The 14,902-nt window shown below is 37.8% G+C and carries 13 protein-coding genes and 1 pseudogene; 5 read left to right on the top strand and 9 right to left on the bottom strand.

Going from position 1 to position 14,902, the window contains the following annotated elements; translation table 11 throughout:
• Positions 1-10: 10 nt before the first annotated feature.
• The 7 genes from H6G96_RS27870 to H6G96_RS27840 all read right to left on the bottom strand — a co-directional run bounded on the left by H6G96_RS27870 (position 11) and on the right by H6G96_RS27840 (position 10,001).
• A complete protein-coding gene (locus tag H6G96_RS27870; protein WP_190915592.1) occupies positions 11-664 on the bottom strand; it encodes a methyltransferase type 11 in 654 nt (217 codons plus the stop codon).
• Between the two features lie 40 nt (positions 665-704).
• On the bottom strand, positions 705-1,874 hold the full coding sequence (locus H6G96_RS27865; RefSeq protein WP_242063413.1) for a glycosyltransferase: 1,170 nt from the start codon (positions 1,872-1,874) through the stop codon (positions 705-707).
• A gap of 172 nt (positions 1,875-2,046) precedes the next feature.
• Positions 2,047-3,321 (bottom strand): O-antigen ligase family protein, encoded by a 1,275-nt coding sequence (locus H6G96_RS27860; protein ID WP_190915590.1) that lies wholly within the window; start codon positions 3,319-3,321, stop codon positions 2,047-2,049.
• A gap of 94 nt (positions 3,322-3,415) precedes the next feature.
• The gene (locus tag H6G96_RS27855) at positions 3,416-4,678 is read right to left on the bottom strand and encodes an oligosaccharide flippase family protein (protein WP_190915588.1); all 1,263 of its coding nucleotides are present in this window, start codon (positions 4,676-4,678) and stop codon (positions 3,416-3,418) included.
• Between the two features lie 153 nt (positions 4,679-4,831).
• Positions 4,832-7,051, bottom strand: a complete 2,220-nt coding sequence (locus H6G96_RS27850) for a polysaccharide biosynthesis tyrosine autokinase (protein ID WP_190915586.1) — start codon at positions 7,049-7,051, stop codon at positions 4,832-4,834.
• Positions 7,052-7,590: 539 nt separating this feature from the next.
• Positions 7,591-8,595: a UDP-glucose 4-epimerase GalE gene (galE, locus tag H6G96_RS27845; protein ID WP_190915584.1), complete on the bottom strand. Its 1,005-nt coding sequence runs from the start codon at positions 8,593-8,595 to the stop codon at positions 7,591-7,593.
• Positions 8,592-10,001 carry a sugar transferase gene (locus H6G96_RS27840; protein ID WP_190915582.1) on the bottom strand — a complete coding sequence of 470 codons (1,410 nt, stop codon included), beginning with the start codon at positions 9,999-10,001 and terminating at the stop codon, positions 8,592-8,594. The genes galE and H6G96_RS27840 overlap by 4 nt, the downstream gene beginning before the upstream one ends.
• A 746-nt stretch (positions 10,002-10,747) precedes the next feature.
• Between H6G96_RS27840 and H6G96_RS27835 the strand changes: the two genes are divergently transcribed.
• Positions 10,748-11,020 carry a hypothetical protein gene (locus H6G96_RS27835; protein ID WP_190915579.1) on the top strand — a complete coding sequence of 91 codons (273 nt, stop codon included), beginning with the start codon at positions 10,748-10,750 and terminating at the stop codon, positions 11,018-11,020.
• A 94-nt stretch (positions 11,021-11,114) separates the two neighbouring features.
• Positions 11,115-11,285, top strand: coding sequence for a hypothetical protein (locus H6G96_RS27830; protein ID WP_190915577.1), 171 nt, complete (start codon positions 11,115-11,117; stop codon positions 11,283-11,285).
• A gap of 16 nt (positions 11,286-11,301) precedes the next feature.
• Here the strand turns inward: H6G96_RS27830 and H6G96_RS27825 are convergent, their stop codons facing one another.
• A complete protein-coding gene (locus tag H6G96_RS27825; RefSeq protein ID WP_190915575.1) occupies positions 11,302-11,922 on the bottom strand; it encodes a hypothetical protein in 621 nt (206 codons plus the stop codon).
• Between the two features lie 119 nt (positions 11,923-12,041).
• Here H6G96_RS27825 and H6G96_RS27820 point away from each other — a divergent pair, with 119 nt between their 5' ends.
• The 3 genes from H6G96_RS27820 (at position 12,042) to H6G96_RS27810 (ending at position 14,168) form a co-directional block, all read left to right on the top strand.
• Positions 12,042-12,518, top strand: coding sequence for an MEKHLA domain-containing protein (locus H6G96_RS27820; RefSeq protein WP_190915573.1), 477 nt, complete (start codon positions 12,042-12,044; stop codon positions 12,516-12,518).
• A gap of 132 nt (positions 12,519-12,650) precedes the next feature.
• Complete coding sequence (locus tag H6G96_RS27815) at positions 12,651-13,370, top strand: rhomboid family intramembrane serine protease (RefSeq protein ID WP_190915571.1); 720 nt, start codon at positions 12,651-12,653, stop codon at positions 13,368-13,370.
• A gap of 126 nt (positions 13,371-13,496) precedes the next feature.
• Positions 13,497-14,168, top strand: a complete 672-nt coding sequence (locus H6G96_RS27810; protein WP_190915569.1) for a rhomboid family intramembrane serine protease — start codon at positions 13,497-13,499, stop codon at positions 14,166-14,168.
• Positions 14,169-14,343: 175 nt separating this feature from the next.
• On the opposite strand, the pseudogene H6G96_RS27805 reads toward H6G96_RS27810, so the two are convergent.
• Positions 14,344-14,772 (bottom strand): annotated as a pseudogene (locus H6G96_RS27805) (lipopolysaccharide biosynthesis); the annotation flags it as partial.
• Positions 14,773-14,902: the final 130 nt, after the last annotated feature.

The following is a 14,902-nucleotide window of genomic DNA, read 5'->3' as shown; positions in this document are numbered from 1 at the left end:
TTTTTAAAACCTACACTTTTTGTAAAACAATACAAGTAGCTGATACTTTTTTAAATAAATAGGGCAATTTTGCAATACCATCTCGCCATGTATGTGATTTGTACATTGGTAGCATTAAACGCACTATAAAAGCTATTGCAAAGATGGCAAATGGTAGAGAAGTTCCATTGTACTTACTGCAAACAATTTCTCCGTCTATCATTTTTAAAGCTGGAAATTCTCTCTTAAGCTCATCTATATTAGGACGAAACATAGTATCAATAGGATCAGGATGGTAGGGATAATCACAAGGGACAGTTAGGAATAGATAGCCACCAATAGGTAAGATTGAGTAAATAATTTCACAAATTTCCTCTCGATTAGATAAGTGTTCTAGTAAGTTTGAACACATCACAGACTTAATATTTAATTTGGCAATTTCTTGCAAAATATCAGGGTTACGGAGGTCTCCAGCAATATCAATACCTTCATTTTTCTTAATATCTAAGTGAATTACAGGATATCCCTCTTCTCTAGCTGGTTTAAATATGTAATTATTTATCCAAGGCTGGGTTTCTTCTCTAAATTTTTTAGTAGAACTGCCTATATTTAGAAGGGGAAATACTTCATTAGTGTTTAATGAGTAAATATTATGAGCTAGCCATTCTGCTTCTTGTTTAAGCATAAATTAACCTCGTAATTGTATTTTTAAATTAGAATACACTCTATATAGCATAGTGCTTAAATCCTATAGTTTCTAAATACTGAGGCACAATACAATCTGTGCTAAAATCCTTTGCTCTCTGAAAAAGTAAACTTTGCTCAGTGGGATTATCTAATATTTTTTGCATAGCATCAGCTAGAAGAATAGGATCTTTTACAAGAGCTAGCAATCCATACTTACCATTCTCTAAAATTTCTGCTGGTCCGTGAGGGCAGTCAGTTGAAACCACAGGACAGCCACAAGCCATTGCTTCAATTAAAACTGTTGGTAATGCTTCGTACTGTGAAGATAAAACAAAGGCGCTTGCTCGGCTCATGTAAGCATAGGGATTAGAGACAAAACCAGGCATCAAGACATCAGATTCTACGCCTAATTTTTTGATTAGAGCTTCTAACTCACTGCGTAACTCTCCTTCGCCCAAAATTAAGAGGCGAGCAGAAATTTGCGAACGTAAATTAGCAAAAGCAGTAATTAAAGTTTTATGGTCTTTTGCCTTAGTAAGCCTACCTACAGATAGAAAAACAGGTGGTTGATTAGGTAGAAACCACTGATGCTTTAGTGGTTCATTCATTTTTAAAATTAGGTCATCATCAATTACTGGGTTATAAATAGTCTTTACTAAACCTTGTTGAAGTCCTAATTCTCTTTCTAAATCACGAGACGTCCCTTTAGAAACTGCTATTAAAGTATTTGCTAAAGGATAAGATAAACGCATTAAAGTGGGTACAAGTTTAGCTATAGTAGGAAAATTGTGTTTGTTAGCAGATAGCGTAGTGTGTTCCACTAATACCAATCTGGTAGATACATGTGAGAAAAATCGTGCCATTACAACTGCCACATTTGCACTACTCATATGAGAAATTAGGATTTTAGGTTTCTCGCGTTTGAGATAAAAGGCAAGTGGAATAGTTGAAGGAATAACCATTTTAGAATTTAAACAAATAATTCTAACATCTTCAGGAACCTGAGCTAAGAATGGACCTTTTAATTGGGTCAAAATAAGATCCGGTACAATACCTCGTTTTACCAAACCTTTTAAAAGATTAATGACAACTTTTTGACCTCCACCTGCATCTAAATTAGGCAAAAATATAGCTATTTTTTCTTGTGATTCTTTCTTAGCCATATCATCATTGCTGTCATTATTTTTTTTTGGTTTTATTTCGTTCATATTTTTTATAATTTGCTAATGATAATACATAAATAAGACAAAAGCTTTAGATTGAGAGCTGTCTTTTGTATACTTCTTATAATTTAATCAATTAAGATGAGCTAATTTTGAATTTTCTTATAATGTTGCTGCCCAAGAATTAAAAGTTTCAATGATAACAAATTTTTCTTAGTCAATCATCTAAATAATCTTTTTTAGATTTATATAAAACACAAATAGAACCGAATAATATATATAATATTTTTTTGTTTTCCCATGATAGAGTTGTTCCCATAACAAATACTACTAATATTGACACTAACATCCCTAAACCCCAAGGGTCTTTTTTAGATAGATTTAAAGTATATTGAAATCCAAAAAATAAAATCGTTACAAAAATTGTTATTCCTATTAACCCCATCTCACTCCAAACTGAAAGAATAATATTATGAGCTACCAAACCAATTTCTGGATTATATGTACTTCTAGGTAGAATAACACTTGAATAATCATCTATTACATATGGTAAAGCTCCTGCACCAACACCTAAAACAAAATTATGCTTTATAACTTCTATAGCTGCAAGCCAGATATCCCACCTAGCTGATGCAAATTGAGATTCATTTAATTGATTAAATCTACTAAATAATGGTGAAATAAATAAATTTAAAAACTCATTAATTGTATCCATGCCCAAAATATATAAGATACTCGTGAATAATAAAATTATTAAATGAAAATAATTTTTTTTTTCAAATTTCCTTAAAGCCAAAAAGCTTAATGGCACAACCATAGCAATTAAACCTGTTCTGGATAGCGTTAACAAAACTCCAATGAAAATAGTAGCTAAATTAAAGAACATCAAAAATCTACTACGTTTAGATTTAAGCTGTGAGTAAAATACATAAACTCCCACTGAAAAAGCTATCAGTAGTAAACCTGCAAGATCATTTGGATCTTGTCCACCAGTAGTAAATCTATCTAAATTATTTTCTAAACCTTCAGGTCTAGGTAAAAAATTACCTAGAATTATAGAAGATGTACAACCTATCAACAATGATATCCAGTAAATAGAAAGCCATTTTCTATTACTAAGAAATACGATAGAAAATAAAATAAAATTACCAACTAATGTAATAGTTGTGACTAAGCTTGTTTCAGGGCTAACACTCCAGATAATACTAGCAAATGACCAAAATATCAAAGTCAAAAATAAGTTAAATATTGGCTCTTTAAATATACTTACTTTATTAAGTATAAGAATCTTTTGAAGAAAACATCCAACTCCAGTAAGAATAATTAGATAACGAGAAATACTGCCAGATTCTCCTGTTCCTAAAAGGTTCTCAAAAGGTAGTATAAACATTATTATGGTAAATCCAATAGAAAAGTTTTTAAATAGAATAACAAATAAAAGATATATAATTATTGGAGACACTAAAATGAAAACGATTATTTCTTCTTTCATTAATACCGAAGTCCTTAAAATTCTTATTTTTAGGTCTGTAAATATTTATTAAAAACTATAACTACTAATATATAGACATCGATGATAATTATTTTTATCGCGTATCCTTGTCAATATTTTTCACAATAAGATAGGTTGATACTTCTCCAAATATTAAAACGCTTCCAAGGATAAAGCTCATGAAAAAAGCTGATTGTTGTAGTGTGATGCTTAATAAGGTAAGTGTTACAGCACTGATCATATTAACAACCGCTCCTACATGAGGTATCCCAATAGAGTGTATTAATGTATTTGAATAACCAAGATACATAGCTATAAGAGTGCTAACTCCCATCACTAAAAAAACTGGTATGCTTGCTTTATATACTTGACCTAACAAAAAATATTGAACACAAGACATAATAATCAAAACTGTTATCATTACTCCGAAAAATATAGGAAAGATGTGCCACAGACGCTTGCGAAATAATTGACGGCTTTTAGCATCTTTAATTGCAGAAACATCCGGTAAAATTATTGTTCTAATTGCATCATTAGTTAGCAAAAAAACAGGGAGAAATGTCAAGCTTGCACTATAAATACCTACCTCAGTAGCATCGGCTTTTCGTGCTAGAACAAATTGGGGGATTTGATACATGAAACTGAATAATATCCCGCCTATTCCTACCCAAATTCCATAAGAAAAAATAGATTTTAAAAGTTTTATTTTATTGGTTGTGTAAAACACGTTTTTGTATTCATAAGATACCATTTCTGAAATTTGTCTATAACTTATCAATAAAGAAAGTGGTAGAAAATATAGAGATACAATAACTGTAGTATTTGAAATTTGATTAAGCATCAAAAAAATAACTGCTGTTATCAGCCGCAGTAGTCCATAAACTAAAGTGTACTTTTGAAAAGCTTGAAACTTTTTCTGAGCTTGTTCTATAGCTCTTGTCGTCGTCCAAATACTCAGCAGTCCTCCAGAAATAATAGCTAGGTTAATGAGTAACCCTGTATTTTGGAGCATAGGTAAAATTTTAGTGAGCAGCTTACTACCTGGATAACTAAAACATATTGTGAGTAATAATAACCCAAGCTTCCACTTGTTTATTACTCTAAGTAAACTAACTTTTTCTTCATCATCTGATGCCACATTGTATAAACGAACTAGGGCAACACTAGTACCGAAATCGAGTACAGAAGATAAATTTGTAGTTACAGCAATTGCAAGAGCCAACTTAGCAAATTCAGCAGGGCCAAATAAACGTGCAGCTAAAAGAGTTATAACAAATGATGAAACATTGTTAAAAACATTAGCACTTAACACATGAAGTAAAGTCTGTATTTTTGGATGTAGTTTAAGCTTGTACATTTATTGCCAGCATCTGTTTTTCTAGGGCTAGGCATCAAATAATGTAAACAAAATTATAGCCGATTAAATTGCATTTTAGTGTGCCTATAACTCTACTATCCTAAGTATTAAGCAGTCTCAAATAAGATACTGATTTCCCAAATTAATAACCAGTTAGAGCAGTCTTAATCCAGTGATTTTACTTAAGCTAGACTTAATCTTATCTTTCCTCTCAGAATTATTCTTTCCAGTATTTCTATGAGAGTAGTAGTAATTATAGTCATTATTATCAGTAGCCACACCATTCACCACCATTCCCAGCATAGGTACACGCGAATGCTCTAACAATGCCTTTGTAGCCTTAGCCGCAGCAGAATTAACCACACCAGGACGTGCAACTAACAACATTCCATCTGCCATTTTGCCTACTATCGAGGCATCTGCCAAAATACTTAAAGGTGGAGTATCGATAATTACGCAATCATAATCTTGGGCAGCTTGTTTCAGTAACGCATTCATCCGTTGTGAATCCAGTAGTGCAGCAGGGTTGGGTGGCATGGTGCCAGCAGTGAGCAATTCTACATTTATCACCGCTTCCTTGGCAGCTTCTGCTAACGTAGCCTGTCCCACTAAAACATTACTTAACCCCATCAAATTAGGTTGTTTCCATATTTCGTGTTGACGGGGGCGGCGCATATCTGCATCAATCAACAGCACTCGTCGTCCCATCTGGGCAGTAGCCACTGCTAAGTTAGCTGCCACAAAAGATTTGCCCTCATTCATCACAGAACTGCTAATCACAATTACCTTTAGTTCCTTATCAGAAAAGGTAAAACCCAGGTTAATCTGGAGCATTTCAAAGGCTGCATTGACTGAAGAATAAGGGTTATCGAGTACCGGCAATTCAGTTATACTTTCACCACCAGCAAGGCTAGCTTTTTGATTAAAAACTGGAATTGTACCCAACAAAGGATAATCTAGTAACTGTTGGGCTTCTTCTAGTGTCTTCACAGACTTGTCTCCAGCTTCTAGCAATAAAGCTGCGCCAATAGCTAAGAAGAATCCTAAAAATCCTCCTAGTGCCAAATTTAAGAGGATACGAGGAGAAACTGGTTTTTTCGGGAGTAAAGCTTCAGAAACAATCCTGGCATTACCCACATTCTGATTTTCCAGCACCTGAACTTCTTGCAATCGTTTCAGCATTTGTTCATAGGTTGTTTGCGCCACCTGTAGCCGTCGTTGTACCTGTAGCTGTTGTTGTTCCAGTTTAGGTAAAATTCTAAGACGTGCTTGATAAAGCATAAATGCCTTCATCAACACACCAACTTGATTCTCCAATCCCAACCTTTCTACTTCCACTTGCACCAAATTAGCGGTTAGAGCCTGCTTAAGTTCTCCTATTTGCAAATCTTGCTCTGGGACAGGTTGTGAACTACCTAGAGTTTGGGTAACTCTTCCTTCTAGCTGCTCTTTAAGAGCTTGTTCTTTATTTAATAAACTAGTAATAACTGGGTGGTCATCAGTAAATCGTGACCTCTCAACAGCTAGCTCATCTTGAACCTTCTGGTATTCTGATAGCACTTGTTGCACTGCTTTTGATTGGCTTAAAGTGCTAAGTGCCATAGCTTGCCGCGTGTTCAATGCCAATTGGTTTTGCAAAGCACCAGAACGAGTTCTAACATCAACCAACTGCGCCCGCAGTTGAGTCGTCTGGCTGGATAATTCATTCAGCCTTTTTACTCCTTCTATAGCCTCTTCTTCTAAAGAAACAATTTGGTATTTTTCTTTAAATCGACGCTGTGCTGCTTCTGCTTCTATAACTTTTACCTCGACCAACGGTAATTGCTTATTTAAAAATTCTCGTGCGGCTGTAGCTTCCGAACGATTAGCCCGAACATTGCTTTGTAGATAAGCACTCATCAATCTATTGATGATAGTTGTGGCTTCTTCAGGACTAGTGCTGCGGTAAGAAAGCTGTAAAATATCTGTCCCTCGGACAGTTTTGATTTTCAATTTACGCAGAAAATCATCTATTTCTAAAGGTTCTCCCAGCTTATCTTTGAGCTGTAATTCAGCAATAGTTTTTTGAGCAATAGGGTTTGAGCGAATGATTTCGGCTTCAGTTTCCAAAGGGTTAGAGAGATTTGTTACCCCACTAAGCTGTCCAAGTTGTCCTAGCTGCTCACTTACACCTGTAAGAGAAGAGACACCATTTTGCTTATTAAAAAGGAGTTTCCCCTCGGCTTCATAGATTGGTTTTTGGCTAAAAGTAACCAAACTTGTGAGTCCAAAGATCGACCCTATAATGATTGCTATCAGTAGCCAACGTCTTTTTACAATCAGCCAATACTGTTGAAAATTAATCGCGTCTTGATCGTCTTGGTGGGAAGGCATAATTCACGTAATACTTTAGATAATGAAACTTTTAGACATTTAGTTCGCTCATTTGTACTCATATAGAGCGGGGAAGTAAAAGAGGATATATAAACTTGCTCTATATTGTCTGAAATTGCTCCTTGTTAATTGCAACTAGTAGTTTGTGAGGTTTAAATTAATGGGTAAGTAAGCTCGTAGTAAGTACTTTAGTCCTTATCTTCAAAGCACTAAGTTCCTTACTACAAACCATCAAAACTAGCTTGAAAAAGTACTAGGGGTTTGGATAATCTATAAAGATTTAGTAAAAGGTTATCAAGCTTCTTCCTAAATAACATACGTATTATTACGGTTTTTTCTACATGATGCTATAAGGAGATATTGGCAAATTTTACTAGCTCAACTGGTTTATAATCCACTGTTCGCTGATGATCTAGCGGTTATCGTCCACTTAAACTACATCAGTAAAAACACAGTACTGTCCATCAGTCTAAACCTATTTAAAACCTCGTTTCTAGCATCTGGCTGGTTATAGGTTCTGCCCAAGCGGGTACTCCAAATCAGCGTATAGACGATGCCAGCAGCAAATCTTTCCGGCGCATTTCCCAGGCTAGGGTAGTGGACACAATTTGATCTAAGTCATTATATTTTGGTTGCCAACCCAATAATTTGCGGATTTTATCAGCACCAGCTATCACACAAGCAGGATCACCAGGGCGGCGTTCTGTTTCAATAACCGGAAAATCTACCCCAGAAATAACCTTAACCCGTTCGATAACTTCACGAACACTGTATCCTTGCCCATAACCACAGTTCAGAATTTGACTTTCGTTACCTTGTTCTAAATAAGCCAAAGCATCTATATGTGCTGCTGCTAAATCTTCAACATGAATGTAGTCTCTAACTGCCGTTCCATCTGGTGTAGAAAAATCTGTACCAAAAATTTTTACTCCAAGTTTGCGTTTGAGTGCAGCATCACACGTAACTCGAATTAAATGAGATGCTTCTTTTGCCATCTGCCCCAATCGTCCACCAGGTTCTGCTCCAGCAACATTAAAATATCGCAAAATTACGTAATGTAAATCAGAAGCCTTTGCATAGTCACGAATCAGCCATTCACAAGAAAGTTTTGATCGCCCATAGGGGTTAATCGGTTCAGTGGGTGTAGATTCAGTGACAGCACTCGTTGCTGGTTCCCCATAGACAGCTGCTGTACTAGAAAAGATAATTCGGTTCACACCCATGTTGCTGCAACAACGCAGTAAATTTAGGGTGTTGCGAGTATTGTTAGCGTAATAATCTAAGGGATGAGCAACAGATTCGGGTACATTCAAGCTGGCGGCAAAGTGTAACACAGCCGTAAAATCATGCTGACGAAATACCTGGGAAAGACGTTCTGAATCTTTTAAATCACCAATAATTAACTCACCAGACAATACTGCTTGGGACGAACCTGTAGAACAATTATCATAGACCACAATATCGTAACCAGCTTCGCCCAACTGACGAACTACATGAGAGCCAATATATCCTGCTCCACCAGTAACTAAAACTTTGTTATTCATCTGCCTTTGCCCAGTAACACTACCCGAATGGTTTTGAAAATGATCGCTAAATCCAAAGCTAGGGAATAATTTTTGATGTAGTAGAGGTCATAAGCTAATTTCTCGTAAGCATCCTCTACTGATGCGCCGTAGGGATACATGACCTGCGCCCAGCCTGTAATTCCGGGTTTGACGACATAACGTAAGCCATAGTAGGGAATTTCTTCTTGCAGCTTGATATCAAATTCTGGCCGTTCTGGACGGGGGCCAATAAGGCTCATTTCTCCCCAGAGAACGTTCAAAATCTGTGGTAGTTCATCGATTCTAGTCAGGCGTAACCAGCGCCCTACTCTAGTAATCCGAGGATCTCGTTCCTTGGCCCACTGCACTCCTCGTTTTTCGGCATCCTGATACATGGAACGAAATTTATAAACTTTAAAGGGCTTTCCTTCTAAACCAGTCCGCATCTGTGTGTATAACACGGGGCCTGGACTATCTAACTTAATTGCCAGTACTACTAGCAACAACATTGGAGATAAAAACTGGAATAATAACAATGCCAAAAGAATGTCTAAGAACCGCTTGAGCTTTTGATTAATGCTGTCAGCCGTTAAATTAAAACCAGTACCAAAAGCCAGCCAATTATCCTGAAGCAGAAATGAGGGAAGCTTCTGCCACAAGGTTTCACAAATATCAGGAATCCCATAGATGGAGACACTAGATAAACGTAACTGGATCAACTGCTGTATCTCTGCACTAGATAATTCCGTTGGGGTTGTTACTATTACCCCTGACCAAGATTGTTGACTCCATTGGGGTAAGTCATTGAGGCTTCCTACAGAAACTCGATTACTTTCTGCTAACTCACTGGTGTTCGCCTCTGGTGCTGCTAGAACAACCAACCGCCCTAATGAACTGTGTTTTAAAAAAGTCTTGCCAAATAGAATCGCTTTTTGACCTGCACCCAAAATTAGCCAACGGCTGTGTTGAGCTTGCGATCGCACCCACTTTGCTGCCCATAATCTTGATACCATAGCCCAGATGGTAAATATGCCTAAGCTGGGAAGCAAAATTCCTCGTTTCAAGACTATATCTTTACCCCAGATCCCAGTAAAGTAGACGAGAATTGCAATAATGCTGGCAACAATAACATTACTAATCAAAATGCGGGATGGAGCGCGTAACCCTGCTATTTGGGTATCTGGATGGTAAGTATCTGCTAAATACAGCCCTGCGAGAACTAGGAAAAAAAATAAATATATGAGAGGGTCAGAACTGTTCAGATTTTGCTCCAATCGTAACCATAATGACAGAGATAAACTCAACAATAAACCCACAATATCGGCTAACAACAATAATAAGCAGAGGATATTATCTGTCTGATATAACTTCTTAGTTTTTTTGCCAACAGCAAGAGTAATAGTCATTTGCGTATATTACTAATTACAGTAGACACAATAAAATTGTGTACAAGCAATAACTTGCTCGAAACTTTTAGCATCAGATTTTGATATTTAGAAAGAACTTAAAACACCTAAGAAAATACATGACGGGCAATCGTAAACGTAAACTTTATTTTAATATTTAGAATAAAGTTTACTTAACTTAATCTAAAAAAATCCTACGTGTTCTATCCTACATTTATGAATGCTTTATTTGTAAACTTAACTTTAGCTATTCAACCATGTGGAAATTACGGAACTATTTGAAGAGATACAGAATTCCTATTTAATTTTTCAATCTACAAAGACATAAAACTTTTTGAATAGTTTATTGCACAATTATTATGGTATATATCTGACTTTTCACACTATGTGGAAAAACCAACGCGAAACCTAACCCCTCCAACCCCCTTCCCTGGTAGGGAAGCTACGGTGTACACACAAGTTGACCAGCATAGGTTTCAACTCTTCTAGGAGTTTCGTCGTGGTCTCACAAACCTAAATTGGTGCAATAGAAAAATTGAGTTATCAATTAAGGCAGGAGTTAGGGGGCAGGAGGCAGGAGGAAAACTGACCCCTAACTCCTGCCCGACGCTCGCGGACTCGCTCTAAGCGAAGCATCCCGAAGGGTATACGCTGCGCTATCTGCCTCCTGCCTCCATTTCAAGTTTATAAAATCCAATGTTTCCAAGATTTGTAATGCATTATTTTAGCCTTGATACGCCATTAGGGTGCGTTATGGACACGCCGAAATAGTAAATGAGTACGCCGAAATAGCAAATGGGTACGCCGAAATAGTAAATGAGTACGCCGAAATAGCAAATGGGTACGCCGAAATAGTAAATGAGTACGCCGAAATAGCAAATGGGTACGCCGAAATAGTAAATGAGTACACCGAAATAGCAAATGGGTACGCCGAAATAGCAAATGAGTACGCCGAAATAGCAAATGGGTACGCCGAAATAGCAAATGAGTACGCCGAAATAACAAATGAGTTGGCGTAGACCGCCGTAGGCATCGCCAATTTAGCTTTGTCACGCCAAGCCAACTAATCAGCAATATACAATGGGCTAAACTTATTGAGGCGATCGCACTAAGGTGGTTTCTCACAAAGAATATACCCAGATTGACGAGTTTCGACTTCTGTGCGAGACGCTACGCGAACGCTCAACTCTCGATCCCTTTAGTTTGTTGAGCAAAGTCGAAACCAACGGCGGCGGTAGATTTATTAACGGAAATTGCCTAAGCACCCATGCGATAAAATGTTGAGACATTAATACATAGACTATCGCCATCCTCGCAGATTTTTATGTACCTGCGCTAAATACCACATATAATCATCAATTTTGTAATTATCAGCAGCCTTAACTATATATTCCTGAGCTAAATCAACATTATTCTCAACTTCGTAATACAATCCCAAGTAAAGATGACTGTAAAAATTTCCCTTTATCCCTTCTGATTGACCCACAGTTAAAACATTATCTGGAGTACAATCTCCCGCATATAAATCATATATGCACTGCATTATACGTCGAGGATCATTTTTCACATTTAGTAAAGACTTACGCGCCTCTTTAACGCCTAACGAACGAGCTATGCAGAGATATCGCCAAACTGTTTCTTCAACATCTTGAGCATTCACAGTCAAATCTATTTCAAACTGTTGAGCGCCTTCAGCAAATCTTTCTGCATAATAATACGATAATCCGCGCTGCCAAAGGTAGGGTTTGATACGGGCATCCAATTGCTCTGCTATGTCAAAATCTTGAATAGATTCATCAATCTTGGCCAGTTGAAAGTTAACCATACCCCGGCGAATGTAAGCATTGGGGTTTTTCGACTGATTGCGAATGGTTTCGTTCCAGCGCTGAAGTTGATTTTCTAAAGAATTTGAAGAAAACATGAGTTTGTCTAGCTAATTGCATTAAATAAAATATTTTCAGGCTTAGGGAGAACTCGTCAATCCTACAATAAGTCAAGTTTTGTCATACTAAATTCTTGGCGTTATATTTGCAATTTTCTATGACCAGCATGATTGAGTTTCCTTGGCAGCAAGAGGGAATTATTCTCCACAGCCAATACCTAATAAATAGTTTTCAGCAATGGATGGGAAATTCTTTACTGGATGCCAATGCTTCGCCACTTGAAACAGCACAGGCTCTGTTTGAAGCACCATTTGCCTTAGTTTCTCACGGCACGGAGTCAGACCCAATTTTCAACTATGGTAATCGCAAAGCGTTGGAACTATGGGAGCTTTCTTGGGAGGAATTTACTATGATGCCTTCGCGGAAATCGGCTGAAGAAGTAGTGCAGGAAGAACGCGATCGCCTCTTAAAAGAAGCAGCAACTAAAGGGTTTAGCTATTTTTCTGGTTTGCGGATCACCAGCACTGGCAAACGCTTTGAGATCCAAGATGGTATCCTTTGGAATCTCTTAGATGAGCAGAATAAATTGTGCGGTCAGGCAGCAGTTTACTCTAAGTGTACGTTTATTACATGATCACTGGCTCATACATAATATAAATACTAATTAATTACTTAGTGAAAACGAGATCCATCCACGAGGTAGAAGAAACTACTACCAGAAATCAGTATTTTGGGATTAGTGTCTTAAAAATCAGGAAAAACGCCCGTGGTTCCAATTAGAGATAATAATCCTACAAAAATTACGCCTTATGTAACTTATGGGCTGATTGCTGCTAATGTCCTCGCTTTTCTTTATGAAGCAAATCTTCCCCCCCAAGCATTAAATGGATTTCTACACCTTGCGGCTGTAGTTCCACGAGAACTGACTTTAAGCTTTGGTGGTATCTCTTTACATCAACCAGTGCCAGAGTGGGCAACTTTAATTACCTCGCAATTTTTGCATGGTGGTTTCTTGCACTTAGCTGGCAATATGCTATTTCTCTGGATTTTTGGTAACAACGTTGAAGATAAGTTAGGCCATGCCAAATATCTGCTGTTCTATTTATCTTGTGGTGTTTTGGCATCCTTGACCCAGTGGTTCTTCGCTCAAGATTCTAGCATTCCTTCTTTGGGTGCAAGTGGTGCGATCGCAGGCGTTCTAGGAGCATACATTCTCCGCTTTCCCAACGCCGAAGTTCTCGGTATAGTGCCTTTAGGGTTCTTCTTCCCGACTTTCCGCGTCCCGGCATATTTCTTTTTGGGATTCTGGTTTCTTGAACAAGCCTTCTACGGGCTTGCTAGTCTCCAAACACGTACCAACATCGGTATGGAAAGCGGTGGTATTGCCTATTGGGCCCATGCAGGCGGGTTTATCTTTGGGGCAATTCTCGGGCCACTGTTGGGTTTGTTTAACGACAAATCGCTAGAAGAATCTTGGTATCAGTAATTCTTCAGGATATTATCAAGGCGTTCAATCAGGCTAATTGATTAAAAAGGTGAAATTTCCCAAGCTTCGCAACTGTTAACCTTACAAGTTATATTGCAATTAGCCAATAAATTAGGAAAAACACCTGTGTTTCCCCTCTACGACGAAAATCCAACCCGAATTACCCCGTATTTCACCTACGGGTTAATTGGCATAAATATTGTAGTTTTTCTTCACGAGGTGAGCCTGCCAAATGCACAATTGAATCTGTTTTTAAGTCAGTATGCAGTAATACCTCAAGAGTTAACTACCAATTGGAGTGGAGAGTGGATAACCTTATTTACGTCGCAATTTTTACACGGCGGTTGGTGGCACTTAATCTCGAATATGGTGTTTCTCTGGGTTTTTGGCAACAATATTGAAGATCGATTGGGTCATGTCAAATATTTGATTTTTTATTTGGCGTGTGGTGCTTTAGCTGCGTTGTGCCAATGGTTCATTGGTATGAATTCTGAAATTCCTTCATTAGGGGCAAGTGGTGCAATTGCAGGGGTTTTAGGTGCGTACATTATCCGCTTTCCCCACGCTAAAGTCATGACCTTAATATTTTTAGGGATTTTTATTACCACAATCAGAGTTCCAGCATTAGTAATAATTGGACTTTTTGTTGTGCAAAATATAATTTCCGGTCTTGCCACCCTGCAAACAGCGGCTAATATGACTGTGCAAACTGGTGGAGTTGCTTATTGGGCGCACATCGGGGGTTTTGTTTTTGGAGTAATTCTCGCTCCCCTATTTGGGTTGTTTAGGCAGGACTAAATGAGGAGATGCTATCTTAGCAATCCTAAATGAGCCGTGAAAATCTCCGATTTTTCTCTTTGCGCCGCGCCAGTTGCTACAAGTTGGGGAAGCCGCCCAATGCACTGGCAACTCTTTGCCTCTGCGGTTAATTTCTTTTTACAAATGATTTAAGACTGCTACATTTAGGAAACTATTAGTTTTTGCTGGCACCTGCTGAAAGTTCTTCTGATTCTTGTGCTTCAGACGTAAATCTTGATGATTCTACGACTTGTTCAGGTAGAGAAACAATGATATCCGTACCATTGATAATTATTCCCAATAACCCCAGTTCCGATTCAACCAATTGATCAATAGCTTCACCTAACATATTTTCTTGTGTATAGTGTGGTCGGGTCACAAGTACCATGCCATCGCTGTAAGGTTGGATCAACAAAGGGTCGTTAGATATGCTGAGTGAGCTAGTGTCTAATATAACTAGATCAAAGCGTTCGCGGACATCCTCCATCAACCGCCGCATTTCGCTCGATTCAAGAATAGCAGCCGATTGTCGCACAGGCCCGGGACTGGGAATAATGTATAAATTTTCTACATCAGGAACTAAACGAATACATTCACTTAAATTAGCCAGGACTTACGCAACTGGCACAAATAGCGTGCAGGGCGCAGCCCTGCCACGGGAAAATTTCAATCAAACCAAGCACATAAGAATACTTGGGCGTTTTAGTTGCTGAATTAAATAATTAGAAAGCAAA

Source organism: Nostoc sp. FACHB-892 (assembly GCF_014698795.1).
Classification (GTDB): Bacteria; Cyanobacteriota; Cyanobacteriia; order Cyanobacteriales; family Nostocaceae; genus Nostoc.
The sequence above is the reverse complement of the archived record's forward strand: the minus strand, read 5'-3'. Positions and strand labels throughout refer to the sequence as shown.

Bases quoted from the DNA above. Each gene is read 5' to 3' on its own strand.
- H6G96_RS27870 (WP_190915592.1), bottom strand. From the start codon at position 664: ATGCTTAAACAAGAAGCAGAATGGCTAGCTCATAATATTTACTCATTA.
- H6G96_RS27865 (WP_242063413.1), bottom strand. From the start codon at position 1,874: ATGAACGAAATAAAACCAAAAAAAAATAATGACAGCAATGATGATATG.
- H6G96_RS27860 (WP_190915590.1), bottom strand. From the start codon at position 3,321: ATGAAAGAAGAAATAATCGTTTTCATTTTAGTGTCTCCAATAATTATA.
- H6G96_RS27855 (WP_190915588.1), bottom strand. From the start codon at position 4,678: ATGTACAAGCTTAAACTACATCCAAAAATACAGACTTTACTTCATGTG.
- H6G96_RS27850 (WP_190915586.1), bottom strand. From the start codon at position 7,051: ATGCCTTCCCACCAAGACGATCAAGACGCGATTAATTTTCAACAGTAT.
- galE (WP_190915584.1), bottom strand. From the start codon at position 8,595: ATGAATAACAAAGTTTTAGTTACTGGTGGAGCAGGATATATTGGCTCT.
- H6G96_RS27840 (WP_190915582.1), bottom strand. From the start codon at position 10,001: ATGACTATTACTCTTGCTGTTGGCAAAAAAACTAAGAAGTTATATCAG.
- H6G96_RS27825 (WP_190915575.1), bottom strand. From the start codon at position 11,922: ATGTTTTCTTCAAATTCTTTAGAAAATCAACTTCAGCGCTGGAACGAA.
- H6G96_RS27820 (WP_190915573.1), top strand. From the start codon at position 12,042: ATGACCAGCATGATTGAGTTTCCTTGGCAGCAAGAGGGAATTATTCTC.